Here is a 24313-nt window from a genome sequence, read left to right as displayed (position 1 = left end):
CCCGATCGGGAAAAGGGGGTCACCATGGACACGACGGCGTTCACCGCGGTGGAGAACAGCCTGTACCTCACGCTCGACGGCCGCGCGCTCGACGCCCGCGCACCCCGCCCGGTGCTCGGCGACCCCGCGGCCGCGGGCGTCGTGGCGGCACTCGGGCACGACCCCGCCGCGGGGCCGCTGGTGAAGAGCCAGGTGTTCGACATCGCCGTGCGCTCGCGCATGCTCGACGACGTGGTGCGCTCGTTCGTCGGCCGCCACCCCGACGCCGTGGTGCTGGAGCTCGGCTGCGGGCTCGACGGACGGATCGAACGCGTGCGGCCACCCTCCACAGTGGACTGGTACGACCTCGACCTGCCCGCCGTCGTATCGGTGCGCGAACGGCTCTTGCCGCCGCCCGCGAACGTCCACCCGGTGGCCGCCGACCTCACCGACCCGGCGTGGCTCGAGCGGATCCCGGTCGGCCGGCCCGCCGTCGCGGTCGCCGACGGGCTCGTCGCCTTCCTGCCGCAGGACGCGTTCGTCGCCCTGCTCGCCGGGATCGCCGGGCGCTTCCCGACGGGCGAGATCGCGTTCAACAGCTACACGCGCTTCCACGTCTGGGCCATCGAGCACTACGGCGGCACCGGTTCCATCGCGGGCGTCGTGGCCAACCCCGGCTTCGACGACCCGCGCGCCCCGCAGCGCTGGGTCCCGCAACTGGAGCTGGTCGACGAGCAGTTCGCGTCCCGCGCGCCCGAGGTCGCGCTGCAGCCGCCGGCGCTGCGCTGGTTCACCCGGCTGGCGGCCCGCAGCACGGCGGTGGCCAGGCGGGGGACGTGCGTGCTGCGCTACCGCTTCTGACTCCTCGTCGGGGCCGCGCTGCCTTGGACTGCTCACGCTGACGTACCCCCGCGACGAGCCCGCCGGTTCGGCGCACCCGCACGGCACTCACGGAAGTCGTCGCGGCAGCTGTAACGGCGCGGCCTGGTGAACCGCCGCGGGCACCGGCCCCCGCGGGGACCGGCGCCGGCGCCCGCGGGACGATCCCTGTCCCGCGCAGACAGGAGCGTGCCGCAGCCGACAGCCCTGACTCACGCGTCCGGATACCGCGTATCCAGCGCGAGCGCCTCCCACTCCACCAGGTCCGCGAGCTGCTTCTCCAGCTTCGCCCTGATCCGCGTCACCGCTTCAGGTCCGAGTGGCAGCCGCAGCGGTGCGTCGGGGGTGTCGACGAGCGTGAGGATGGCCGCGGCGGCGCGGGCGGGGTCGTTGGGCTGGTGGCCGTCCTGCCCGGAGAACTGGGAGCGCAGCCGGCCGGCGGGGGTGTCGGCGTAGTCGGCGATCGGGTCGGCGAAGGTCATGGACCGGCCGGCGAACTCGGTGCGGAAGGGGCCGGGCTCGACGATGCTGACGCGGATCCCGAGCGGCCCCACCTCGCCGGCGAGGGCTTCGGACAGGCCTTCCAGCGCGAACTTCGACGTCGCGTAGATCGCGTGGCCCGGGTTGCCGACGACGCCGCCCACGGAGGAGAGCTGCACGATGTGCCCGCTGCGCCGCGCGCGCAGGTGGGGCAGGACGGCGCGCGTCACGGCGAGCACGCCGAACACGTTGGTCTCCATGACCTTGCGCGTCTGCTCGTCGGTGAGCTCTTCGAGCGCGCCGATGAGACCGTGGCCCGCGTTGTTCACGAGGACGTCGATCTGCCCGTACTCGGCGAGCGCGGCGTCGACGGCCGAGTGGATCGACGCCGGGTCGGTCACGTCGAGGCGCGCGACGAGCGCGCGGTCGGCGAAGTCCTTCACCGACTCGACGTCCCGCGCGGTGGCCACGACCCGCTCGCCCCGCGCGAGCACCGCCTCGGCGAGCACCCGCCCGAAACCGGCGCTCGTGCCCGTGATGAACCAGACCCGGCTCATGTCCGTCTCCTCGATTCGCGGTATCTTGATACTCAAACCAAACTACCTTGAGACTCAAGGGAGTGTCCAGTGGACCAGGACTCGGTCGGCGCCGGCCTCGCGGCGTGGCTGCGTGTGATGCCCGCCGGGGTCGACGCGGACGTCGAGGCCGCGCGCCAGCGGATCGGCCGGCTGTCGCGGCAGTTCGAGCAGGTGCTGGGTCGCGCGGCCGTCGTCCACGACCTCACCCCCGGCGACTGGCAGGCGCTCTCGGCCCTGCACCGCTCCGGAGAACCGCCCGTGCTCACGCCCAAGGAGCTCGGTGACCTGCTGGGGGTCACGTCGGGCACCGTCAGCGTCCGCATCGACCGGCTCGCCCGCGCGGGGCTGGTCGAACGCGTCGCGGCCGCCGACGGCCGCAGCCGCCCGATCCGCCTCACCCGCAAGGGCCGCGCCCGTTGGGCCGCCGCCACGAAGCAGCGCACCGACGACGAACGCGGCCTCTTCGCCGGCGCCCTCGAACCCGACCGCCTGGCGGCGCTCAACGCGCTGCTGGCCGATCTCCTGGCCCGCTTCGAATCGGAGTTCGGCCCGGCGTCCACAGTGGACCGTATCAACGGCGAGTCCTGACTGTCACCGCAACCGGGCGAGGACGTTGTGCGGGAACGGCAGCTCCGGCGCGCTCACCTCCGTGAGCCGGTCGAGCACCGCGGCGGGCAGGTCCAGCGTCAACGCCCCGAGCGTGTCCGTGAGCTGCCGCGTCGAGCGCGCCCCCACGAGCGTTCCCGCGATGCCGGGCCGCCGCAGCACCCAGTGCATCGCGACCTGCGCCGGCGTGTGGCCGGTCTCCGCGGCGACCTCGCGCACGGCGTCGAGCACCGCCCAGCGCCGTTCGGAGTGCTTCGTGCCGTCGAGCCGGCCGGGCCCGGCGCCGTCGCGGGAGTACTTGCCGGTGAGGGAGCCGCCGGCCAGGGCGCTCCACGGCTGCATCGCGATGCCGAATTCCGCGGCGAGCCGGACGTGCTCGGTCTCGATCGAGCGCTCCACCAGTGAGTACTCCAGCTGCAGCGCCGTGATCAGCGGTCCGCCGAGCATCGCGGCCTTCGCGGCGTACCACGCGGGCACGTCGCTCAGCCCCACCGCGCGGACCTTGCCCGCGCGCACCAGCGCGTCGAACGCCGCCACGACCTCTTCGGCCGGGGTGAACCCGTCCCACACGTGCAGCCAGTACAGGTCCACGTGGTCCACCCGCAGGCGCCGCAGCGACCGCTCCAGCGAAGCGACCATGTTCTTGCGCCCGTTGCTGCGGCCCAGGACATCGCGCACCGGCTCGCCGTCGACGAACCGCGGGCCCGAGTACTTCGTGGCCAGCACCAGCTCGTCGCGGTCGGGCACCTCGCGCAGGAACTCGCCGACGAGCTCCTCGCTGCGTCCGTCGCTGTAGTTGTCGGCCGTGTCGACGTAGTTGCCACCGGCGCCGAGGTAGGTGCGGAACACCTCATGCGAGGTCGCGTCGTCGGAGGAGAGGCCGCTCGGGCCGAACGTCATCGCACCCAGCGCCAGCGGCGAGACCCGGAGCCCGGAACGGCCCAGGGGCCGGTAGTCGTCCAAACCAGTCATGCCCCGAGCGAACAACCCGGACCGAGGTCCGGGTCAAGTCCCGAACCCGGAGCTTGACCTGGAGCGCGCTCCAGGTGGGAGTCTGGACGGGTGGATTCCTACTCACCCTCCGAAGTGACCGCCCGGACCGGCTTCAGCATCGACACGCTCCGCTACTACGAACGCATCGGCCTGCTGCGCGACGTCCACCGCACCGCCGGCGGGCGCCGCCGGTTCACCGAGGACGACCTGCGGTTCCTGCACCTGCTGCGCTGCCTGCGCGACACCGAGATGCCGATCGCCCAGATGCTGCGTTACGTGGAGCTGCTGCGCGAGGGCGACGACACCCAAGCCGAACGCCTCGCCGTGCTGCAGGACCACGAGACGCGCGTGGCCGAGCAGATCGACCGGCTGCGCGGGCACCAGGAGCACATCCGGATGAAGATCGCCTTCTACGGTGCCGCGGTCGACCAGACGCCGCTGGAACAAACCGAAAACCTGGCAAAGGTCTGAGCCGAGCCGGTGGAGCGGCGCCGCGACGCCACCCCACCGGATGGTGCTCAGTTGAGCAGACCGTGCGGGTCAAGCACGTACTTGCGTGCCGCGCCCTGGTCGAACTCGTGGTAGCCGCGCGGCGCGTCGCCGATGCTGATCGGCGTCGCGTTCACGGCCTTCGCGATCTGCACGCGGTCGTTCAGGATCGCCATCATCAGCTTCCGGTGGTACTTCATCACCGGGCACTGGCCCGTGGTGAACGAATGCGACTTCGCCCAGCCCAGCCCGATCCGGATCGACAGCGAGCCATGGCGCGCCGCCTCGTCGCCGGCCCCGGGATCCCCTGTCACGTACAGGCCGGGAATGCCCAGCGCCCCGCCCGCGCGGGTGAGGTCCATCAGCGAGTTCAGCACCGTCGCCGGGTGTTCGGTCGCCGACTCCCGGCCGTGCCCGCGCGCCTCGAACCCGACGGCGTCGACCGCGCAGTCGACCTCCGGCTCACCAACGATGGCGGCGAGCTGGTCCTTCGGGTCGCCCTCCGACACGTCGATGGTCTCGCAGCCGAAGCTTCGGGCCTGCGCGAGCCGTTCGGCGTTGAGGTCACCCACGATCACCACCGCGGCGCCGAGCAGCTGCGCCGACGCGGCCGCGGCCAGCCCCACCGGGCCGGCTCCCGCCACGTAGACCGTCGACCCCACCGTGACGCCCGCCGTGACGCAGCCGTGGAAGCCCGTCGGGAAGATGTCCGAAAGCATCGTGAGGTCGAGGATCTTCTCCATCGCCTGGTCGTGGTCCGGGAATTTCAACAGGTTCCAGTCGGCGTACGGAACCATCACGTACTCCGCCTGGCCGCCGACCCAGCCGCCCATGTCGACGTAGCCGTACGCCGAACCCGGCCGGTCCGGATTCACGTTCAGGCAGATCCCCGTCTTGCCCTCCTTGCAGTTGCGGCAGCGTCCGCACGCGATGTTGAAGGGCACCGAAACCAGATCGCCCACCTTGATGAACTCCACGTCACGGCCGGTCTCGATCACCTCTCCGGTGATCTCGTGACCCAGCACCAGTCCTGCCGGTGCCGTCGTGCGGCCACGGACCATGTGCTGGTCGGAACCGCAGATATTGGTCGCGACGTTCTTCAGGATCACGCCATGAGGGGTCTCGCGACCCACGTTCGCCGGGTTTACACCCGGACCGTCCTTGAGCACGAAGCCGGGGTACTCGATCGTGTCGACCTCGACCTTGCCCGGGCCCACATAAGTGACTGCTTTGTTGCCTGCCATGAGTTTCTTGCCGCCTTTCCTCGTTCGTCGGTGAACAGGTGGCGCGGCGTGGAGTTCCCCCGTCACGTCAGGCACTCCATGCTAACCCTGTCACGGACGCCGGCGCGCTGACTTGTGCGCGGCCTCGAGGGTGGGCAAGATCGACCGCGGCGGGGGGCCGGTCGTGTGCAGCCTTCGGCATGAGGAGCCAGTGTGGAGATCGTCGAGTTCACCCCCGAGCGCGAGCAATACGCGTGGACCTTCGGCGGGGTCGCCCCCATCCGGAAGGTGAAGCCCGGCACGGTGTTGAAACTCTGGACCGAGGACGCGTTCAGCGGCCGGCTGCAGAGCGCGTCGGACAAACCGAGTGAAAAACTCGACATGCGGGAGGTCAACCCGCAGACGGGACCGTTCTTTGTGGACGGCGCGGAACCTGGTGACACATTGGCGCTGCACTTCGTGGACCTGGAACCGGCGCGTGACTGGGCCGCGTCGGCGACCATCCCGTTCTTCGGCGGGCTCACCGCCACCGACCGCACCGCGATGCTGCACGAGCCGCTGCCCGAGCTGACCTGGATCTACCAGCTCGACCGCGAGAAGCAGGTCGTGGTGTTCGAGGCGCTGCGCGGCGACTTCCGCGTGGACCTGCCGGTGGAACCGATGCTCGGCACGGTCGGCGTCGCCCCGGCGGGGCGTGAGGTGCGCACGTCGCTGGTGCCGGACATGTTCGGCGGCAACATGGACACGCCCGAGATGAAGGCGGGCGCCACCTGCTACCTCGGCGTGAACGTGCCGGGCGCGCTGTTCTCCGTCGGCGACGGGCACTACCGCCAGGGCGAGGGCGAGGCCTGTGGTACGGCCGTGGAAGGCGCCATGAACGTGACGCTGATCGTCGAGCTGATCAAGGGCGGTGCGCCGGTGTGGCCGCGCATCGAGCAGGACGAGAACTACGTGGTGGTCGCTTCCTCACGCCCGCTGGAAGACGCGTGGCGCTCGAGCCAGCACGGCATGATCGGCTGGCTCGGCGAGCTCTACGGGCTCGACCCGCTCGACGCCTACCAGCTGCTCACGCAGATCAGCCAGGCCCCGCTGGCCAACGTCGTCGACGCGAACTACAGCGCCGTCACCAAGATCGCCAAGCGCCTGCTGCCCACGGGCGAGGCTTACGGCGGAATGCACCGGTACCTGCGCGAGCAGGCCGCGAAGCTCTAGGAGGAAAACGCATGGATCTGCGGCTGGCCGGGCGCAAAGCCCTGGTGACCGGCGGTACCAAGGGGATCGGGCGCGCGGTCGTCGCCTCGCTCGCAGGTGAGGGCGCCGCGGTGGCGTTCTGCGCGCGTACCGAATCCGAGGTGCGCGCCACGGAGAAGGAGTTCCGCGACGCCGGCGCGACGGTGTCGGGCGAGGCCGTGGACGTCGCCGACGGCGCAGCGCTGACCGCGTGGGTCGAGCGCGCCGCGGCCGACCTGAACGGCCTCGACATCGTGGTGGCGAACGTCAGCGCCCTGTCCATCGGCCCGACCGAGGAGAACTGGCGCTCCAGCTTCGAGGTCGACCTCATGCACACGGTGCGCGTCGCCGAGACCGCGCTGCCGCACCTGGAACGCAGCGAGGCCGCCTCGATCATCGCCATCTCGAGCGTCTCGGGCCGCGAGATCGACTTCGCCGCCCCCGCGTACGGGACGATGAAGGCCGCGGTCGTGCACTACATCCAGGGCCTGGCGCTGCAGCTGGCGCCGAAGGGCATCCGCGCCAACACGGTGTCGCCCGGCAACACCTACTTCGAGGGCGGCATCTGGCACAGCACCGAGAGCGGCAACCCGGAGCTGTTCAACCAGGCACTGGGTCTCAACCCGATGGGCCGCATGGGCACGCCGGAGGAGATCGCCTACGCGGTGACCGTGCTGGCCAGCCCGCTGGCGTCGTTCATCACCGGCACCAACCTGGTGGCCGACGGCGCTCTCACACGAGGTGTGCAGCTGTAGGTCTCAGTTCTGTACGGCGCTGTGGCGTTCGGCGCTCCGGATCCTCGGGTTCGGAGCGCCGAGCTGTTCGCGGAGGAAGTCGATGCCCGCCGTGGTCATGGTTTCGCGGGTACCGAGACCGTAGACGTGGCCGGCGTCCTCGAGCCACCTGAACTCGGCATCGGCGCCTGCCTGCCAGTAGGTGGCGACGAGGGTTTCGCTCTGGGTGATGGGCACGACGTCGTCGGCGGTGCCGTGCACGACCAGCAGCGGCGCGGCGGACTCGCTCACGTGCGTGAGCGGGCTGGCCGCGGCGGCGAGCGCCGGGTGCTGCGCGGGCGCGCCGCCGAGCAGCCACGCGTGCGGGTCTTCCCCGGTGGCGTGGAACGGTGAGCTCGGCGGAGGCGGTGGCAGCCGCGTGAAGTCCGACGGCGGGCTCCACGCCACGGCCGCCTGCACGCCGCTGTCCGGGCCGAGCACGCCGATGTCGCCTTCGAGTTCGGGCCGGCCGCCGGTCACGGCGAGCATCACCGCGAGGTGCCCGCCCGCGGCGTGGCCCCACGCGGCGAACCGGTCCGGGTCCAGCGCCAGCGTCGTGTGGTGGTGACGCAGCCAGCGCACCGCGGCCTTCACGTCGTGCAGCTGTGCCGGGTACACCGCTTCGCGGCTGTGTCTGAAATGGACCAAGCTCACGGCGAACCCGGCCGCGGGCAAGCGTTGGGCGAGGTACCGGCCGAGCGGCGCGTGCTTGGGCGAACCCACGGCGAACGCGCCGCCGTGCACGAACACGACCACCGGCCATCCGGTGGGCGGCGGCGGACCGGCCGGCACGGCGAGGTCGAGCAGCAGCGGCCGGTAGCCGAGCAGGGGAGCGACCACGGCGTCGCGGTAGAGCACCCGGCCGGCGGCGGGCTCGGGGTCCGGCGGGGCCGTCTGCGGGAGAACGGGGAGCACCTGGGTCACGAGCCGACTATCACCCACCCCGGCTCCCGACCGGTAGCCGTACCAGGAAGCGGGACGAGGTGGTGTTTCCCGGCATCCGGACCGATTTCGCGCAACGGTGAGGTGCTGCCCCTCGCCCGGGCGGTGAGGGGCAGCCGTCACAGGGCGAACGCGATCGACCGCACGATCACCGCCGCGAAGAAAACCACGGTGAACGCGAGATCGATCGACAGCCCGCCGGCGCGCACCGGCCGCAGCACGCGGCGCACGGGCGCGATCACGGGCTCGGTGGCGCGGTGGCTGTAGTGGCGCGCCTTCCCGAGCCAAGACGGCCCGGTGGTCACCAGGCGCGTCCAGTCCAGGATCATGCGCGCGATCAGCACGAGGATGAACAGGGTCAGCACGTACCCGACCAGCGTTCCGATCAGGCTCATCACACACTCCTCAGGGTGGGTCGTTCACCTGGCTCAACGCCGGGAGCGCCCGCGGAGTGTCCCGTTTGCCGGAGTTCTCAGCGAGTTATCAGCCGGGGACCACCGTGACCTGCGGCTGGAGCACGCGGTCGAACCCCACGAGCCTTCGCGCGCCCGTGATCGGCACCGCGAGCACGGTGTGCGCGACGGCGCTCGACGGGCCCACGAGCAGCTCCACCGGCCCGGTGTCGACGATCCGGTCGCCGGCCCGCCCGGTGTAGGAGGCGAGGTCCGCGTGCAGGGCCAGGTGCACCACGCGGGTCTGCCCGGGTGGGAGCGGCACGCGCGGCGCGGCGATCAGCTGCCGCAGCGGGCGCGCGACCTCGGCGACCGGGTCGTGGAGGTAGACCTGCACGACTTCCGACGTCTCCGTGTCGTGCGGGTTGTGCAGCGTCACGCTCACCCGGCACGAGCCGTCGGCCGGCCACACGGTCGCGCCGGCCACCGAGACCCACGTGGCCGGGTGGTAGGTGAGACCGTGCCCGAACGGGAACACCGGCGTGGGGTCGACCGAGCTGACGTCGCTGCGCGCGGCCAGCGCCGCGCCGAGGTAGGTCGACGGCTGGGTCGCCCCGGCGGCGGGGAAGCTCACCGGCAGGCGGCCCGACGGCTCGACCCGGCCCGTGAGCACCCCGGCGAGCGCCGCCGCGCCCTCTTCACCCGGGTAGAACCCGCACACGACGGCCGCCAGGCGCTCGACCTGGCGCGAGAGCTCATAGGGCCGGCCGGACAACAGCACCAGCACCACGGGTGTGCCCGTCGCCAACACCGCTTCGAGCAGTTCCTCCTGCCGGCCGGGCAGCCGCAGGTCGGCGGCGTCGCAGCCTTCGCCGGACGTGCCGCCGCCGAACAAGCCCGCCCGGTCGCCGAGCACGGCAACGCAGACGTCCGCCGCCGCGGCCGCCTCGACGGCCGCGGCGAGGTCGGAGTCCGAGCCGCCGGTGACGCCGCAGCCCTCGGCGAAGGTGACGTCGAACGACTCCCGCAGCGCCTCGGCGACCGTGGGCACGTCGAGGCCGAACGGCACGTCCGGGTGGTGGACGCCGACGTGCATCGGGAACGAGTAGCAGCCGAGCATCGCGCCCGGTTCGTCCGCGCGCGGACCCACGACCGCCAGCCGAACACCGGAACGCAGCGGCAACGCTCCGGTGTTCGACAGCAGCACCACCGACCGCTCGGCGAGCTCTCGCGCGAGCGCCCGCGACTCGGCGTCGTCCAGCTCGGTCAACCCCCGGTGGGGCGACCACTCGGGATCCAGCAGGCCCAGCTCGAACTTCTGCGTCAGCACGCGGTGCAGCGCGCGGTCCACCAGGGACTCCTCGACGCTGCCGTCGGCCAGTGCGGCCAGCAGCGGCGTGCCGTAACAGTCCACTGTGGGCAGTTCGACGTCGATGCCCGCGCCCAGCGCCTGTCCTGCCGCGTCCGCCGGTCCGGTGGCGACGTGGTGCAGGGCGTGCAGGAACGCCACGGAGAAGTAGTCGGACACCACCGTGCCGGTGAACCCGTAGCGTTCGCGCAGCAGCGTGGTGAGCAGTTCCGGGTCGGCCGCGGCCGGCAGCCCGTCGAGGTCGGTGTAGGAGTTCATCACCGACCGCGCCCCGGCCCGCAGCGCGTGCTCGAACGGCGGCAGCAGCACGTCGGCGAACTCGCGCGGCCCGACCGACACCGGCGCGAGGTTGCGCCCGGCCTTCGACGCGGAGTAGCCCGCGAAGTGCTTGAGCGTCGCGACGATCCCGGCCGACTCGAGCCCGGCGACGTAGGCCGCGCCGATCGTGCCCACGAGGTACGGGTCCTCGCCGATGGTCTCCTCGACGCGGCCCCAGCGCAGGTCCCGCGCGACGTCCAGCACCGGCGCCAGCCCCTGGTGCACGCCGAGGGCCCGCATGGTCTCGCCGATGCGGAAAGCCATGCGGCCCACGAGGTCCGGGTCGAAGCTCGCGCCCCAGCACAGCGGTGCCGGGTACACCGTGGCCTGCCACGCCGCCAGGCCCGTGAGGCACTCCTCGTGCACCACGGCGGGGATGCCGAAGCGCCCGCGCGCCACGATCTCCTCCTGCGTCCGCGCGAGTCCCCGCGCGCCGATCTCCGGGTCGACCGGCCGCGTACCGAACGCGCGGGTCAGCTGCCCGACCCCGTGCGGCACGAGCGCGTCCCAGTCCGGCGGGTCGTGGGCGAAGTCGTGTTGGTGTGGCGCGACCTCGCCACCGGAGTCCATGCCGACCCAGATCCCGGACAGCTGCGCCACCTTCTCGCGCGTGGTCATCCGGGCCACGAGATCGCGGACACGCTCGGCTACGGACAGCCGCGGGTCGCGCCAGGGCTCGGGCGCGGTCTCGGTCGTCACGAGCCGGCCCGCGGCGCGGCGCTCGATGAGCGCACAACCAGTTCCGTGTCGAGCACCACGGGCTCACGCTCCTCGGGGTCGCCGTTGATGAGTCCGATGAGGACGGTGATGGCGCGGTGGCCCATCTCGCGGATGGGCTGTTGCACCGTGGTCAGCGGGGGAGTGCACAGCGCCGATTCGGGGATGTTGTCGAAGCCGACCACCGACACGTCGTCCGGTACGCGCAGGCCCAGCGCCGCCGCGGCGGCCAGGGTCGCGATCGCGGAGGTGTCGTTGGCGGCGAACACGGCCGTCGGCCGGTCGGGGCGCGTCAGCAGCTCCCGCGCCGACGCGGCCGCCAGCTCGCCGTCGTAGTCGCCGGCCACGACGAGGGTTTCGTCCACCTCGACGCCCGCCGCGGCCAGCGCGCGCCGGTAGCCGGTTTCGCGCAGCTGCGCCGACTGAAGGTCCGGCCGGCCGGCGAGCAACGCGATCCTGCGGTGCCCGAGCTCCAGCAGGTGCTCGGTCGCCAGCTGCGCGCCGCGCAGGTTGTCGGAGACGATCGCCGGCAGCGGCGAGCGCCCGGTGTGCGGATCGACCGCGACGACCGGAGTTCCGGGCAGGCCTTCGAGCTCGGCCGCGGGCGTCACGAGCACCGCGCCGTCGACGAGCGTGCCGCTCAGCCGCGACAGGTACCGGCGCTCCCAGCCCACCGGGTCGCCGGTGCGCCCGCCCGCCGAGTACACGACGAGCTCGAATCCGGTGCCGCGGATCGCGTCCGCCGCGCCCTTGAGCAGCTCCGTGCTGAACGGCTCGAGGTCGGCCACGAGGATGCCGATCACGTTGGTCTTGTGGTTGCGAAGGCTCTGCGCCACGAGGCTCGCCTCGTACCCCAGCTCGTCGATCACGGCGCGGACGCGCGCGAACGTGTCGGCGGCGACGCCGTAGCGCTGGTTGATCACTTTCGAGACCGTCGCGACCGACACTCCGGCGCGGGCGGCGACGTCACGGATCGTGACACGGGAACGAGGCTGCACCGGCCCAGACTAGCGATGTAAAACGTTATCGACAACGATTGACACAGGATTTTCGGACGCGCAGACTCTTCGCCATCCCGGGCACCGTCACGCCCCGTCCAACTCGGCCGAAGTCGTCAGGAGTGGATCCGTCATGCGTCACAGCCGGAGATTCCCCCTCGCCGCGCTCGTCGCGGCAGCCGCGCTCGTGCTCTCCGCGTGCGGGGGAGGTGGCGACGAAGGCCCGGCCGCCGCGTCGGGTCCGGTCACCCTGACCTGGTGGCACAACGGCACAGCGGAACCCGTGCGGTCGCTGTGGCAGCAGGTCGCCGACGACTACCACCAGGCGCACCCCGATGTGTCGTTCACGGTGCAGCCGATCCAGAACGAGGAGTTCCCCACCAAGGTGCCGCTGGCGCTGCAGTCGAACACGCCACCGGACCTCTACCAGCAGTGGGGCGGCGGGGACGAGGCTTCGCAGGTCGACTCGGGCCGCGTGGCGGACCTGACGTCGTCCGTGCAGGGCTGGATCGGCGGCCTCGGCTCGATGGCGCAGGGCTGGCAGGTCGGCGGAAAGCAGTACGGCGTGCCGTACGTGCAGCACGTCGTCGGGTTCTGGTATCGCAAGGACCTCTTCGCGCAGGCCGGGATCACGGCCCCGCCGACGACCATGGCCGATTTCGCCGCCGCCGTCGGCAAGCTGAAGTCCGCGGGCATCGCGCCGATCGCGCTCGGGGGCAAGGATCGCTGGCCCGACGCGTTCTACTACGACTACTTCGCCGTGCGCGCGTGCTCCACGCAGGTGCTCAAGGACGAGATCGCGGCCGTGAAGCTGCAGAACCCGTGCTGGGTCAAGGCCGGCCAGGACCTGCAGGGCTTCCTCGCGACGCAGCCTTTCCAGACCGGCTTCAACGGCACGCCGGCGCAGCAGGGCGCCGGCAGCTCGGCCGGGCTCGTCGCCAACGGCAAGGCCGCGATGGAGCTGCAGGGCGACTGGGACCCGAGCACGATGTCCTCGCTCACCGACGACAAGGACCTCGACTCGAAGCTCGGGTGGTTCCCCTTCCCGTCGGTGCCCGGCGGGAAGGGGAACCCCGCCGTGCTGCTCGGCGGCGGTGACGGGTTCTCCTGCACGACGCGCGCGGCGGCCGCGTGTGCCGGGTTCCTGCAGTACCTCACGAGCGCGCCGGTGCAGCGGAAGATCGCCGAGGCCGGCTCCGGTCTGCCGGTGAACGCGGACGCCGTGGCGTCGTTGAAGAACGAGTCGCTCAAGTCCGTTGCGGAGCAGACGCGCAAGGCGTCGTACGTGCCGATGTACTTCGACCGCGCGTTCCCGACCGCTGTCGGTCAGGCGCTCAACGACGCCGTCGCGAACCTGTTCGCGGGGCAGGGCAACCCGGAAGCGGTGGTGCAGGCCGTGAACCAGGCCGCCACCGGGAACAAGTGATGGCGGCTCCCGCCCCGCCCCGGCCGCTCGCGCGGACCGTCCACAGTGCACCCCGGCGCCCGGCGCGGCGCCGGGGCCGCACTCGGCTCGAGCTGGTTTTGCTGCTCGGCCCCGCGCTGGTGCTGTTCGCCGGGTTCGTGCTCGTGCCCATCGGCATCGCGGTGTACTACAGCTTGTACTCGTGGAACGGGTTCGGCCCGCTCACGAACTTCGTGGGGTTCCAGAACTACGCCGACGCGTTCGGCGGCGCCGTGTTCCGCGGCGCGATCGGGCACAACGTGCTCATCGCCGTGCTGTCGATCGTGGTCCAGCTGCCGCTGAGCATCGGCATCGCGCTGCTGCTGGACCGCAAGCTCAAGGGCCGCACGTTCCTGCGGATGGTCGTGTTCGCGCCGTACGTGCTGTCGGAGGCGATCACCGCCGTGATCTGGCTGCTGATGCTGCAACCGAACGGGTTCGTGGACGAGCTCCTGCGCGGCGTGGGCTTGGGCGGGCTCGTGCACCAGTGGCTCGCGGACCCGGGCATCGTGCTGTACACGCTGTTCGTGGTCATGACCTGGAAGTACCTCGGCTTCGGCATCATCCTGCTGCTCGCGGGCCTGCAGGGCGTGCCGCCGGAGCTGCGGGAAGCCGCCGCGCTGGACGGCGCCACCTCGTGGCAGACCACGCGCCACGTGGTGCTGCCGCTGCTGGGCCCGACGATCCGGATCTGGGTGTTCCTGAGCGTCATCGGTTCGCTGCAGCTGTTCGACCTCGTGTGGATCATGACGCTCGGCGGCCCGGCCAACGCGTCGACCACGATGGCCAGCTATCTCGTGGACCACGGGTTCAAGCGCTACGAGTTCGGCTTCGGCAGCGCGGTCGCCGTGGTGCTGTTCGCGATCTGCTTCGTGTTCGCTCTGGCCTACCAGCGGTTCGCGCTTCGCCGCGACACCGCGGGTGCCCTGACCCGGGTGGTGGGCTGACGTGGCGGGCCGGCGCTGGGGCCTGGTCGTGGGCTACGCGGCGGCGGTCGTCGTCGTGGTGGTCACGGTGGTGCCGCTGCTGTTCGTGGTGCTCGGCGGCTTCCGCACCAACGGGCAGCTCAACACCGACCCGGCCGGCCTGCCGGGGCCGTGGGTGTGGGACAACTACCGCAGTGTGCTCACCTCACCCGATTTCTGGCGGTTCCTCGGCAACAGCGCGTTGATCGCGGTGATCGCGACGGTGCTGGCCGTGGGCCTGGGTTCGATGGCGGCGTTCGCCTTGTCCCGCTATGCCTTCAAAGGCCGCGAAGCCGTGTATGTCCTGTTCACGCTCGGCCTGCTGTTCCCGCTGGGCGTCGCCACGCTGCCGCTGTACCTGTGGTTGCGCCAGCTCGGGCTGCTGGAGAACCCGCTGGGCGTCGCGATCCCGGAGGCGGCGTTCTCGCTGCCGGTGACCATCGTGATCCTGCGGCCGTTCATGCACGCCGTGCCCGGGGAGCTCGAAGACGCGGCCGTGCTCGACGGCGCGAGCCGGCTCGGGTTCTTCTGGCGGATCATGCTGCCGCTCTCGGCGCCCGCGCTCACCACGGTGGCGGTGCTCGCGTTCGTCACGAGCTGGAACGCGTACCTGCTGCCGTTGCTGGTGTTCAACGACAGCGCGCACTTCACGCTGCCGCTGGGCGTGGCGACGTTCCAGTCGCAGTATTCGCAGGACACGGCGCGGGTGCTGGCGTTCACCGCGCTGTCGATGGTGCCGGCGCTGGGGTTCTTCGTGGTGGCGCAGCGCCGGATCGTCGGTGGGCTGACCGGGTCGGTCAAGGGCTGATCACTTGCCCCGCCGCGTGGTCTGCGGTGGAGTGGGGGTTCGGGCACCGGGCACGGGAGGTTCGTGTGGAGCAACGGCAGGGCGAGCGGCGCAGCGCGGCTTGGTTCGGCGCGTCGGGCCGCGCCGGGATGATCCACCGGTCGTGGATGCGGTCGCAGGGCTTCGGCTCGGACGTGTTCGACGGCCGGCCCGTGATCGGGATCGCGACGAGCGCGTCGGAGCTGGCGCCGTGCAACGTGCACCTCACGCGCGTGGCCGAGGCGGTGAAGCGCGGTGTGTGGCAGGCCGGTGGGTTCCCGTTGGTGTTCCCGACGATGGCCACCGGCGAGACGCTCATGCGCCCCACCGCCATGCTCTATCGCAACCTGATGGCGATGGAGGTCGAGGAGCTCATCCGCGCCAACCCGCTCGACGGTGTCGTGCTGCTGTCCGGTTGTGACAAGACCACCCCGGCGATGCTCATGGGCGCGGCGAGCGTGGACCTGCCCGCGGTGATGGTGACCGGCGGGCCAATGCTTAACGGCAAGTTCCGCGGTGAGGACGTGGGGTCCGGCACGCACGTGTGGAAGTTCGAGGAGGAGCTCAAGGCCGGGCGGATGAGCCAGGAGGAGTGCTTCTTCGCCGAGGGCTGCATGGCACGGTCCAACGGCCACTGCATGACCATGGGCACCGCGTCCACCATGGCGTGCCTCGCCGAGGCGCTCGGCATGCAGCTCCCCGGCTCGGCGACGTGGCCGGCCGTCGACGCGCGCCGCTTCGAGACGGCGCAGGCCGCCGGGCAGCGGATCGTGGCGATGGTGGACGAGGAACTGCGGCCGTCGTCGATCCTGACCCGCGAGGCGTTCGAGAACGCGATCAGGGTGAACGCGGCCATCGGCGGCTCCACCAACGCGATCATCCACCTGCTGGCGCTCGCCGGCCGCGTCGGCGTCCCCCTGGAGATGGCGGACTTCGACGCGCTGGGCCGCGAAGTGCCGACGCTCGTGAACCTCATGCCGTCGGGCAAGTTCCTGATGGAGGACTTCTGTTACGCCGGCGGCCTGCCCGTCGTCGTGCGGCGCTTGGCCGAAGCCGGGCTGCTGCACCCCGGCACGGTCACGGTGACCGGGAAGTCCTTGGCCGACAACGTGTCCGACGCCGAATGCTGGAACGACGAGGTGATCACCCCGATGGCCGAGCCGTTCCAGCCCACGAGTTCGGGCACGGCCGTGCTCACCGGGAACCTCGCTCCCGACGGCGCGGTGATCAAGCAGTCTGCCGCCTCGCCGGAGCTGCTCACGCACACCGGCCCGGCTCTGGTGTTCGACACCGCCGAGGACTACCACCGCGTCGCCGACGACCCGGATCTCGACGTCACGGCCGACACCGTCCTGGTGATCCGCGGCGCCGGCCCGAAGGGCTACCCGGGCATGCCGGAGGTCGCCAACGTGCCCCTGCCGGCCAAGCTGCTCAAGGACGGGGTCACCGACCTCGTGCGCATCTGCGACGGCCGCATGTCCGGCACCGGCTACGGCACAGTCGTGCTGCACGTCAGCCCCGAGTCCGCCGCGGGTGGCCCACTCGCCCTGGTGCGCACGGGCGACCGGATCACGCTGGACACCCCTGCGCGTTCACTGACCCTGCACGTGTCCGACGAGGAGCTGGCGGCCCGGAGAGCGGAGTGGTCGGCGCCGGAATCGCCCTATGTCAGCGGGTACACGTGGCTGTACACGCACCACGTGACCCAGGCGCACCGAGGTGCGGACTTCGACTTCCTGCACGGCTCCCGCGGCCCTGGTGTGCCGCGCGATTCGCACTGAGATCGACGCCCGCGAGTTCGACGCTCAGCTCAGACGTGAGAAAGTTTGTCCGGGTTGACCACCCGCCGATACGCGGTGATCAGGCCGTCGGTGATCTGCACGGTGTCGACGGAGTACACGCGGCCCTGCCAGTGGCACACGAGGGCGAGCTCGCCGCCCACTTCGATGACCCCGATGTGGTCCGGGCGCCACATCCGGCCCACCCGCACCATCACGTCGGCCATGCGCTCGGCACCGCGGATGATCTTGCGTGCCGCCGTGACCTTGCCACCGCCGTCGGTGATGTAGACCGCGTCCGGGTGCACGCGCCGCCTAGAATCCGGTGACCTGGCCGGCCTGGCCCGGCTCCTCGGTGACGCGGATGATCGTTTTGCCGGGCCTGCGCTTCGAGCCGAACGCCTGAACACGTTCGTCGAGACGGACCGGCTGGAGGACGCCGGCGAGGTCGACGTGGTGTTCAACGTGTTCGGCGGGGACATCCTCGATCGCTCCACCGCTCTGGTGCGCGCCGGCGGCACGCTCAGGACGTCGTTCTCCGCCGTGCGCGGACAAGGTATGTCCTCAACGGACAGTCCGGCGACACCGGCGTCACGTTCGCGGACGGTGATGGCTTGCATGGAGGTCCTCATCTGCTAGCCCGGTTGTCGTCAGGGAGACGAGGCAGCCCCGGCGCGTGTGACAGCCCGAGTGGTCCGAGTTGATCACCCGATCGTGGGCACGCGCTGCACCCGCCACACGCTCTAGTCGGTTTCGGCTGTCGTGCGGGTGAACCACGCGGCCAGCGCCGAGCGGGGGCGCACGCCCAGTTTGGCGCGGATGCGTTCCAGGTGGGTGGCGACCGTGCGGGGCGCGATGCCGAGGCGGCGCGCGATCTGCTGGTTGGTCAGGCCGTCGGTCACCAGCGCGGCGACGGTGTGCTCCTGGGGGGTCAGCCCGCCGTGGCCCGTGGCGTGGAAGTGCGCGCTCGCGTCGAGGGCGTGCGCGACGGCGGCGACGAGGGAGACGCGGGCGCCCGCGCGGGTGGCCGCCCGGGCGCGGCGCGGGTCCAGACCAGCGGTCGCGGTGTCCAGGGCGTCGCGGACCCGCCGGCGCCACGCGGGTTCCGCCACGGCGCCCAGGCTCCGGCGGACGGCGTCGGCGCAGGCGAAGAGGCTCAGGGCGCGCTCGTGTTCGCCGCGGGTGGTCAGGACCACGGCGACGCCTTCGGTGAAGTAAGGCACTTTGAGGCCGTCCGTGGGGTTCGTGACGAGCAGGGCCTCCACGAACCGCGCCTCGGCCGTGGCGTGGTCGCCGGCGGCGAGGGCGACGGCGCCGGCGGTGTGCAGCACGCTCGCGAGCCGGCCGGGTGTCGCGTGGGTGCGGGCCAGCGGCAGGCCTTCGGCGAGCACTTCGCGGGCCCCGTCGAGGTCGCCCGATTCCAGGGCGCCCCACGCGAGGTCGTTGAGCAGCAACGAGATCACGGCCGGATCGGCGAGGCCACGCGCGATCGCCAAGGCCTCGTGGTAGCGCGCGGCGGCGTCCGCTCCCGACGCGCGCAGCCCGGCGGCGAGCAGGTCGAGGACCGAGGCGACCCGAGCAGGGCGGTCCAGTGTGGACTCCAGCGCCAATGCCGCTTCCCCGAAGCGCAGCTGCTCGGCGTACCGGCCCGCGCGGTGTGCCGCCTTGCACAGCCCGGCCAGCAGCGACGCGGTGAGGTCCGGCCGATCGGCGACGTGCGGCAGAGCTTCGCGCAGCAACCGTTCGCTGTCGGCGAGGTTGCGGCCCAGCGCGAGCCACGACCGCGCGAGCCCGCACGCCAGCACCGCGAGCCGGGCGTCGCCGCGGCCGGTGAGCCGGCGGATCACCGCGAGCACGGGCTCGGCGCGCGCGACTAGCCGCCGGCAGAGACCGTCGGGCAGGAGGAACGCCGGCAGGTGCGGCTCGACCTGCGCCACGAGGTGGGCCGTCAGCAGTTCGAACGCGGCGTCGGTGCCACCCTCGGCTTCGAGTGCCTCGCGGCCGAACGCGCGCGCGGCCGCCCACAGCCGCAGCCCGGTCGTGCCGTCGGCGGCGGGCTCGGGGACCAGCAGAGACACCGCGACCAGCCGCTCCAGCACCTCGGGCCCGGCGCCGAGAGCGGCCGCCAGCTCCGGGTCGAACGGACCGGGCAGCACCGAAAGCCGGTGCCACGCCTCGCGTTCGGCGGGCGAAAGTCGCCGGTGGTCGCTCTCCAGATCCGCGCGCACCTTGCCCGGGGCCAAGTCGAGGGCGGTCGCCAGACCTTCGGCTGCCCCGGTCACGCCCAGAAGCCGCACGCGCGGCGCGGCCAGCTCCAGCGTCGCCGGCACCCCTTCGAGCACGCGGCACAACTCCGTCACGTCGGCCGGCGCGACGGTGAGGAACGGGTCCAGCAGGTGGATCCGCTCCACGAGCAGCTGGGCCGCGTCGGCGGGGGAGAGGCCGCGCAGCGGCAGCACCTGCTCACCCTCGACCCCGAGCGCGACGCGGCTCGTGGCCACCACCCGCAGGCCCGGGCGCTCACGCAGCAGCTGCGTGACGAGTGCCGCGCACGCGCCGAGCCTGTCTTCGCAGCCGTCCAGCACGAGCAGGTCCCCGAGCTCGGCCGGAAGCTCCACAGTGGACGGATCGACGCGCACCGCGCCCGTCAGCTCGGCCGCGAGCCGCGTCTTGCCGACGCCGGCCGGGCCGGTGATCGTCACGAGCCGGTGGCTCGCGAGCAGCCGGCGCAGCGTCGCAGTCTCAGCTCGCCGCCCGGTGCACCCGGCCCCCGGCCGACGCGCCCGCACCCGTCGGCGGTACGCGCGCTGGCGGCAAGCGCCGGAGCAGAACCGCGGCCGTCGTCCGCCCTGGCGCCCGGCCGCTGCCGGCAACGGTGCACCACAAGTGAGGCAGAGCGTCGGCATGGCGGAAGCCTAGATGTAACGCAGCCAGTGGCCAATTGATGCGCCTGTTGCTGGGGTTTCGTAACGGCAGGCCGTGCTGCCGACTGGGCTCCACCTGTTCGACTCCCTAAGTTGAATTCACATATCTGCTAGTTATTCAGATACTTGAATGGAGTTGCAGTGCTGCCTCCTTCACGGTCCCGTTTCCGGCTGGGTCGGATCTCCCTCGTCTTCGCCACCGTCGCCGGCCTGCTCACCGCCACCGCGGGCGCGGCCGGAGCCGTCCCGGCTCAGCAGCCACCGAAGTCGGTGTGCGACCTGCCGATCGTCTCGCTCGCATGCCGGCCCGACACCGTCGTGCTCGACGGGGCGCGGCTGACGAAGAACCGCGTCGGGTTGCTGCTCGGCGACAGAACCCTGCGCACGTCGCTGACCGACCTCCTCAAGCAGGCCGACACGGCGCTCACCAAGGGCCCGTGGACGGTCGTCGACAAGCAGCGCGTGCCGCCGAGCGGCGACAAGCACGACTACCTGAGCCTCGCGCCGTACTGGTGGCCCAGCCAGCCCGCGACGGCCGACAACCCGCAGGGCTGCCCCTACGTCCAGCGCGACGGCGTGCTCAACCCCGAGACCACCGCCGTACCCGACAAGGCCGAGCGGCTCACCGCGTTCAGCTCGATCTACCAGCTCTCGCTCGCCTGGTTCTACACGCGCAAGCCCGAGTACGCGCAGCGCGCGGCCCTCGACCTGCGCACCTGGTTCCTCGACGCGGCCACGAAGATGAACCCGAACCTGAACTTCGCGCAGGGCATCCCCTGCAAGAACGACGGCCGCGGCATCGGCATCATCGAGTTCGCCTACACCTTCACCCAGGTCCTCGACGCGGCGCGGATCCTCGACGCGGGCGCGCCCGGCTGGTCGAAGACCGACGCCACGGCGATGAAGGGCTGGTCGGCCGACTTCCTCACCTGGCTGCGCACGAGCAAGAACGGCACGGACGAAGCCGCCGAGACCAACAACCACGGCTCGTTCTACGACATGCTCTCCGCCGGCATCGCGCTCTACACCGGCGACAAGGCGCTCACGAAGCAAATCGTGGTCGACGCCGAGAAAACCCGCCTCGACCACCAGATCGCGGCCGACGGCAGCCAGCCCGAGGAGTCGACGCGCACGCGCAGCTTCCACTACCACACGTTCAACCTCGTCGCGCTGACCCGCCTCGCGCAGATCGGCCGCCACGTCGGCGTGGACCTGTGGGCCTACCGGACGCCGGAGGGTGGCAGCCTGTTCAAGGCCGTCGACCACCTGCTGCCCGCCGCGACCGGTGGGGCGTCGCAGTGGCCGCTGCCCGACCTGAACTTCCTGCAGTACGCGGCGCTCGACAGCGTCCACGCCGCCGCCGACGCGGGTGACGCCCAGGCGAGGGCCGCGCTCCCGCACATCCCCGCCCCGCCGGGAGGTGATCTCTACCCGGTCCGCCCGGCCGCCGAGCAACTCGACGACATCTCGGTCACCGGCTGAGCCCGGCGCCGCGGCGGGGGTGGGTCCCCGCCGCGGCAGGATCGGTCTTGTTATCAGACTCAGCACGTGGGACTGTTGGTTGGAAATTCCTACCGATGGAGGACTCCTCGTGACCGAGCTGCCGCGCAAACTCGCCGCCCACCCGTCGGTGCGGGCCGTGCTGGAGCGCGGCACGCGGCCGAAGCCCGGGCCGATCGACGCCGCGTGGCTGCGCGAGCTGGCGCTGGCCGCGGGTGCCGACGACGTCGCGGCCGTGTCGCTGGAGCACCCCGACCTGACGGGGGAGCGGCCGCACGTCCTCGCCGCACTGCCTGGCACGCGCAGCCTCATCTCGCTCGTCGTGCGGATGAACCGCGACAACGTGCGCACGCCGGCACGCAGTGTCGCGAACCGGGAGTTCCACCGCAGCGGCGAGATCATCAACGAGGCGGCTCGCACGATCACCCGCGAGCTGCAGGACGCCGGCTACCGGGCGCTCAACCCGTCGGCGACCTTCCCGATGGAGATGGACCGCTTCCCCGGCCGGATCTGGGTGGTGGCGCACAAGACCGTCGCGGTCGCGGCCGGCCTCGGCGTGATGGGCCTGCACCGCAACGTGATCCACCCGAAGTTCGGCAACTTCGTGCTGCTGGCCACGCTGCTCGTCGACGCCGAGGTGACCGGCTACGGCGAGCCGCTGGACTACAACCCCTGCGTGGAGTGCAAGCTGTGCGTGGCCGCGTGCCCCGTCGGCGCCATCGCCAAGACGGGCGAGTTCGACTGGGCCGCCTGCTCCACGCACAACTACCGCGAGTTCATGGGCGGGTTCACCGACTGGGTGGAAACCGTGGCCGACAGCGCCGACGGCGCGGAGTTCCGCGAGCGCGTCACCGATTCCGAGAACGCGTCAATGTGGCAAAGCCTTTCCTTCAAGGCCAATTACAAGGCGGCCTACTGCATGGCGGTGTGCCCGGCGGGCGAGGACGTGCTCGGCCCATACCTCGAAGATCGTCGCGAGTTCATGCGCACGGTGCTGCGACCGTTGCAGGACAAAGAAGAAACGATCTACGTGACCCCGGCATCGGCTGCGAAGTCCCATGTGGAACGCCGGTTCCCGAACAAGACGGTGAAGGTCGTCCCCGGCCGCACGCCGTGAGTTCACCCGGACGGGCAGGCGGTTCTCACGCCCGCGAGCCCGAACGCGTGGAACGCTTTTCGGCGGAACCGGCCGGAAAGTGAAGGGGAGCGCTCGTGATCAAGACCAGCCGAGGCGGCGGCGGGGTGCGGAAGGTGACGTTCGTCCTCCCGCACGACACCCCGCCGGGGCCCGTCAGCGTGGTCGGCGACTTCAACGACTGGCAGCCCGGGTGCCACGAGCTGCGCAAGCGGTCCAACGGCACGCGCTCGGCCGCCGTCGAGGTGCGGCCCGGTGTGAAGCTGCGCTTCCGCTACCTCGCGACGGGCGGGCAGTGGCTCGACGACCCCGACGTGACCATCCGCGACGGGTACGACTGCGTGTTCGTCGCCGAATAGAGGAACGTGTGCTCCACAAAACCGTTGTTGTGGAGCGCGTGTTCCTTTACGCTCGGGTTCGTGCCCAGGCCGCGGATCCACGACCCCGAACGGCTGCTCGACGTCGCCGAGCGGCTCGTCGCCGACCGCGGGCCGGAAGAAGTCACCGCGCGCGGACTTGCGCTGGCCGCGGGCGTGCCCAACAGCGTGATCTACCACAGCTTCGGCTCGCTGCCCGCGCTCGTCGGCCGCGCGTGGCTGCGGGCCGCGACCCACTTCGTCGACGTGCAGGAGGGCCTGGTCGACGCCGCGCTGGCCGAGGCGGGCCCGGTCGCGGCCGTGGTCGCCGCGGCCGACGCGCCGGCCGTGGTGGCGGCGCAACGCCCCGACGCCGCGCGCCTGATGATCACCGTCTCACCCGACCGCGTGCTCGGCCCGCAGCTGCCCGACGAGGTCGTCGAGGCGCTGCACGCGCTGGACAAACGCCTGGTGTGCCTGCTCGTGCGCCTCGCGCGCGAGCTGTGGCAGCGCGGCGACGGCGTGGCCGTCGAGGTGATCACCACGTGTGTCGTCGACCTGCCGAGTGCGATCTACCGCCGTGAGCTGGCCGAAGGCCGCGTCGGCGAAGACAGCCGCCGCCGGCTCGCCGCCGCCGTCCGCGCGGTGCTCGCTCTGCCGCCGCCGAAGCGGCGTTCGTCCCGTACCGCAACCACCGGCTGAAAAGACTCTCGCATGCCCGCACTGACCAGCCACGATGCCGTCCACGTCCTGGACTTCGGCGCCGACGAGAACCGGTTTTCACCCGCGTGGCTGGAGGAGGTGAACACCCACCTCGACACCGTCACGGCCGGCTCCGCGCCCGCGGCGCTCGTGACCACGGGCAGCGGCAAGTTCTACTCCAACGGCCTCGACCTCGACTGGCTGACCAACCACGGTGACGAAGCCGGCAAATACGTCACCGACGTCCACGAGCTGCTCGCCCGCGTGCTCGCGCTGCCGGTGCCGACCGTCGCGGCGGTGAACGGGCACGCGTTCGGGGCCGGCGCGATGCTGGCGATGGCCCACGACTTCCGCGTGATGCGCACCGATCGCGGGTTCTTCTGCTTCCCCGAGGCCGACATCAACATCCCGTTCACGCCCGGCATGGCCGCGCTCATCCAGGCCAAGCTCACGCCGGCCACGGCGGTCGCGTCGATGACCACCGGGCGCCGCTTCGGCGGCCCGCAGGCCAGGGAGCTGGGCCTGGTCGACGCGACGGCCGACGAGGCCGCGCTGGTCAGCACGGCGACCGAGGTCGTCGCGCCGCTGGCAGGCAAGGACCGCGGCACGCTCGGGGCGATCAAGTCCACCATGTTCGCGCCCGCGTTGACCGCCCTGCGCACGCCGGCGGATCTGGTCCGGTAAGCTGAGCGCGCGGCGGTGGGGCTCGCCGCTCCG

At 71.7% G+C, this 24313-nt stretch carries 24 protein-coding genes; 14 read left to right on the top strand and 10 right to left on the bottom strand.

Annotated features, from left to right (window positions below):
- The first annotated feature begins 24 nt into the window (after window positions 1-24).
- Complete coding sequence (locus AB0M56_RS18650) at window positions 25-840, top strand: class I SAM-dependent methyltransferase (protein ID WP_364177387.1); 816 nt, start codon at window positions 25-27, stop codon at window positions 838-840.
- A 230-nt stretch (window positions 841-1070) separates the two neighbouring features.
- On the opposite strand, the gene AB0M56_RS18645 is transcribed toward AB0M56_RS18650, so the two are convergent.
- On the bottom strand, window positions 1071-1895 hold the full coding sequence (locus AB0M56_RS18645) for an oxidoreductase (RefSeq protein WP_364177384.1): 825 nt from the start codon (window positions 1893-1895) through the stop codon (window positions 1071-1073).
- Window positions 1896-1964: 69 nt separating this feature from the next.
- Between AB0M56_RS18645 and AB0M56_RS18640 the strand changes: the two genes are divergently transcribed.
- The gene (locus AB0M56_RS18640; RefSeq protein WP_364177382.1) at window positions 1965-2504 is read left to right on the top strand and encodes a MarR family transcriptional regulator; all 540 of its coding nucleotides are present in this window, start codon (window positions 1965-1967) and stop codon (window positions 2502-2504) included.
- Between the two features lie 3 nt (window positions 2505-2507).
- Here the strand turns inward: AB0M56_RS18640 and AB0M56_RS18635 are convergent, their stop codons facing one another.
- Window positions 2508-3494: an aldo/keto reductase gene (locus AB0M56_RS18635; RefSeq protein WP_364177379.1), complete on the bottom strand. Its 987-nt coding sequence runs from the start codon at window positions 3492-3494 to the stop codon at window positions 2508-2510.
- A gap of 90 nt (window positions 3495-3584) precedes the next feature.
- Here AB0M56_RS18635 and AB0M56_RS18630 point away from each other — a divergent pair, with 90 nt between their 5' ends.
- Window positions 3585-3986: a MerR family transcriptional regulator gene (locus AB0M56_RS18630; protein WP_364177376.1), complete on the top strand. Its 402-nt coding sequence runs from the start codon at window positions 3585-3587 to the stop codon at window positions 3984-3986.
- A 47-nt stretch (window positions 3987-4033) separates the two neighbouring features.
- Here the strand turns inward: AB0M56_RS18630 and fdhA are convergent, their stop codons facing one another.
- Complete coding sequence (gene fdhA, locus AB0M56_RS18625; RefSeq protein ID WP_364177373.1) at window positions 4034-5248, bottom strand: formaldehyde dehydrogenase, glutathione-independent; 1215 nt, start codon at window positions 5246-5248, stop codon at window positions 4034-4036.
- Window positions 5249-5440: 192 nt separating this feature from the next.
- On the opposite strand from fdhA, the gene AB0M56_RS18620 reads away from it, so the two are divergent.
- Both AB0M56_RS18620 and AB0M56_RS18615 read left to right on the top strand, forming a co-directional pair.
- Complete coding sequence (locus AB0M56_RS18620) at window positions 5441-6439, top strand: acetamidase/formamidase family protein (protein WP_364177370.1); 999 nt, start codon at window positions 5441-5443, stop codon at window positions 6437-6439.
- Window positions 6440-6450: 11 nt separating this feature from the next.
- Window positions 6451-7212, top strand: coding sequence for an SDR family oxidoreductase (locus AB0M56_RS18615; protein WP_364177367.1), 762 nt, complete (start codon window positions 6451-6453; stop codon window positions 7210-7212).
- A gap of 3 nt (window positions 7213-7215) precedes the next feature.
- Here AB0M56_RS18615 and AB0M56_RS18610 read toward each other — a convergent pair whose 3' ends face one another.
- The 4 genes from AB0M56_RS18610 to AB0M56_RS18595 form a co-directional block, all read right to left on the bottom strand.
- Entirely contained in the window at window positions 7216-8154 is a 939-nt protein-coding gene (locus AB0M56_RS18610) for an alpha/beta hydrolase fold domain-containing protein (RefSeq protein WP_364177364.1), read from the bottom strand.
- 137 nt (window positions 8155-8291) lie between these two features.
- The gene (locus tag AB0M56_RS18605; RefSeq protein WP_364177361.1) at window positions 8292-8567 is read right to left on the bottom strand and encodes a YggT family protein; all 276 of its coding nucleotides are present in this window, start codon (window positions 8565-8567) and stop codon (window positions 8292-8294) included.
- 88 nt (window positions 8568-8655) lie between these two features.
- On the bottom strand, window positions 8656-10950 hold the full coding sequence (locus AB0M56_RS18600; protein WP_364177358.1) for a glycoside hydrolase family 3 N-terminal domain-containing protein: 2295 nt from the start codon (window positions 10948-10950) through the stop codon (window positions 8656-8658).
- The gene (locus AB0M56_RS18595) at window positions 10947-11966 is read right to left on the bottom strand and encodes a LacI family DNA-binding transcriptional regulator (protein ID WP_360586953.1); all 1020 of its coding nucleotides are present in this window, start codon (window positions 11964-11966) and stop codon (window positions 10947-10949) included. The genes AB0M56_RS18600 and AB0M56_RS18595 overlap by 4 nt, the downstream gene beginning before the upstream one ends.
- 133 nt (window positions 11967-12099) lie before the next feature.
- Here AB0M56_RS18595 and AB0M56_RS18590 point away from each other — a divergent pair, with 133 nt between their 5' ends.
- From AB0M56_RS18590 to AB0M56_RS18575, 4 genes are all read left to right on the top strand, one after another.
- Window positions 12100-13392: an extracellular solute-binding protein gene (locus AB0M56_RS18590; RefSeq protein ID WP_364177355.1), complete on the top strand. Its 1293-nt coding sequence runs from the start codon at window positions 12100-12102 to the stop codon at window positions 13390-13392.
- Entirely contained in the window at window positions 13392-14357 is a 966-nt protein-coding gene (locus tag AB0M56_RS18585; protein WP_364177352.1) for a sugar ABC transporter permease, read from the top strand. The genes AB0M56_RS18590 and AB0M56_RS18585 overlap by 1 nt, the downstream gene beginning before the upstream one ends.
- 1 nt (window position 14358) lies before the next feature.
- Window positions 14359-15183 carry a carbohydrate ABC transporter permease gene (locus tag AB0M56_RS18580; RefSeq protein ID WP_364177349.1) on the top strand — a complete coding sequence of 275 codons (825 nt, stop codon included), beginning with the start codon at window positions 14359-14361 and terminating at the stop codon, window positions 15181-15183.
- Between the two features lie 65 nt (window positions 15184-15248).
- Window positions 15249-16982: an IlvD/Edd family dehydratase gene (locus AB0M56_RS18575; protein ID WP_364177346.1), complete on the top strand. Its 1734-nt coding sequence runs from the start codon at window positions 15249-15251 to the stop codon at window positions 16980-16982.
- A gap of 29 nt (window positions 16983-17011) precedes the next feature.
- Here AB0M56_RS18575 and AB0M56_RS18570 read toward each other — a convergent pair whose 3' ends face one another.
- The 3 genes from AB0M56_RS18570 to AB0M56_RS18560 all read right to left on the bottom strand — a co-directional run bounded on the left by AB0M56_RS18570 (window position 17012) and on the right by AB0M56_RS18560 (window position 19681).
- A complete protein-coding gene (locus tag AB0M56_RS18570) occupies window positions 17012-17287 on the bottom strand; it encodes a hypothetical protein (RefSeq protein WP_364177344.1) in 276 nt (91 codons plus the stop codon).
- A gap of 7 nt (window positions 17288-17294) precedes the next feature.
- Window positions 17295-17534 carry a hypothetical protein gene (locus tag AB0M56_RS18565; protein ID WP_364177341.1) on the bottom strand — a complete coding sequence of 80 codons (240 nt, stop codon included), beginning with the start codon at window positions 17532-17534 and terminating at the stop codon, window positions 17295-17297.
- Between the two features lie 188 nt (window positions 17535-17722).
- Window positions 17723-19681, bottom strand: coding sequence for a LuxR C-terminal-related transcriptional regulator (locus AB0M56_RS18560; RefSeq protein ID WP_364177338.1), 1959 nt, complete (start codon window positions 19679-19681; stop codon window positions 17723-17725).
- Window positions 19682-20044: 363 nt separating this feature from the next.
- On the opposite strand from AB0M56_RS18560, the gene AB0M56_RS18555 reads away from it, so the two are divergent.
- The 5 genes from AB0M56_RS18555 to AB0M56_RS18535 all read left to right on the top strand — a co-directional run bounded on the left by AB0M56_RS18555 (window position 20045) and on the right by AB0M56_RS18535 (window position 24280).
- Window positions 20045-21385, top strand: a complete 1341-nt coding sequence (locus tag AB0M56_RS18555) for an alginate lyase family protein (protein ID WP_364177336.1) — start codon at window positions 20045-20047, stop codon at window positions 21383-21385.
- Window positions 21386-21494: 109 nt separating this feature from the next.
- Window positions 21495-22520, top strand: a complete 1026-nt coding sequence (locus AB0M56_RS18550) for a 4Fe-4S binding protein (protein ID WP_364177333.1) — start codon at window positions 21495-21497, stop codon at window positions 22518-22520.
- Between the two features lie 95 nt (window positions 22521-22615).
- Window positions 22616-22897: an isoamylase early set domain-containing protein gene (locus AB0M56_RS18545; protein WP_364177330.1), complete on the top strand. Its 282-nt coding sequence runs from the start codon at window positions 22616-22618 to the stop codon at window positions 22895-22897.
- 60 nt (window positions 22898-22957) lie between these two features.
- Window positions 22958-23596 (top strand): helix-turn-helix domain-containing protein, encoded by a 639-nt coding sequence (locus tag AB0M56_RS18540; RefSeq protein WP_364177327.1) that lies wholly within the window; start codon window positions 22958-22960, stop codon window positions 23594-23596.
- Window positions 23597-23608: 12 nt separating this feature from the next.
- Complete coding sequence (locus AB0M56_RS18535; RefSeq protein WP_364177324.1) at window positions 23609-24280, top strand: enoyl-CoA hydratase/isomerase family protein; 672 nt, start codon at window positions 23609-23611, stop codon at window positions 24278-24280.
- Window positions 24281-24313 lie beyond the last annotated feature (33 nt).

Source organism: Amycolatopsis sp. NPDC051372 (assembly GCF_040682095.1).
Classification (GTDB): Bacteria; Actinomycetota; Actinomycetes; order Mycobacteriales; family Pseudonocardiaceae; genus Amycolatopsis.
Note: the sequence above shows the minus strand (reverse complement) of the source record. Positions and strands in the feature narration are given on the sequence as shown.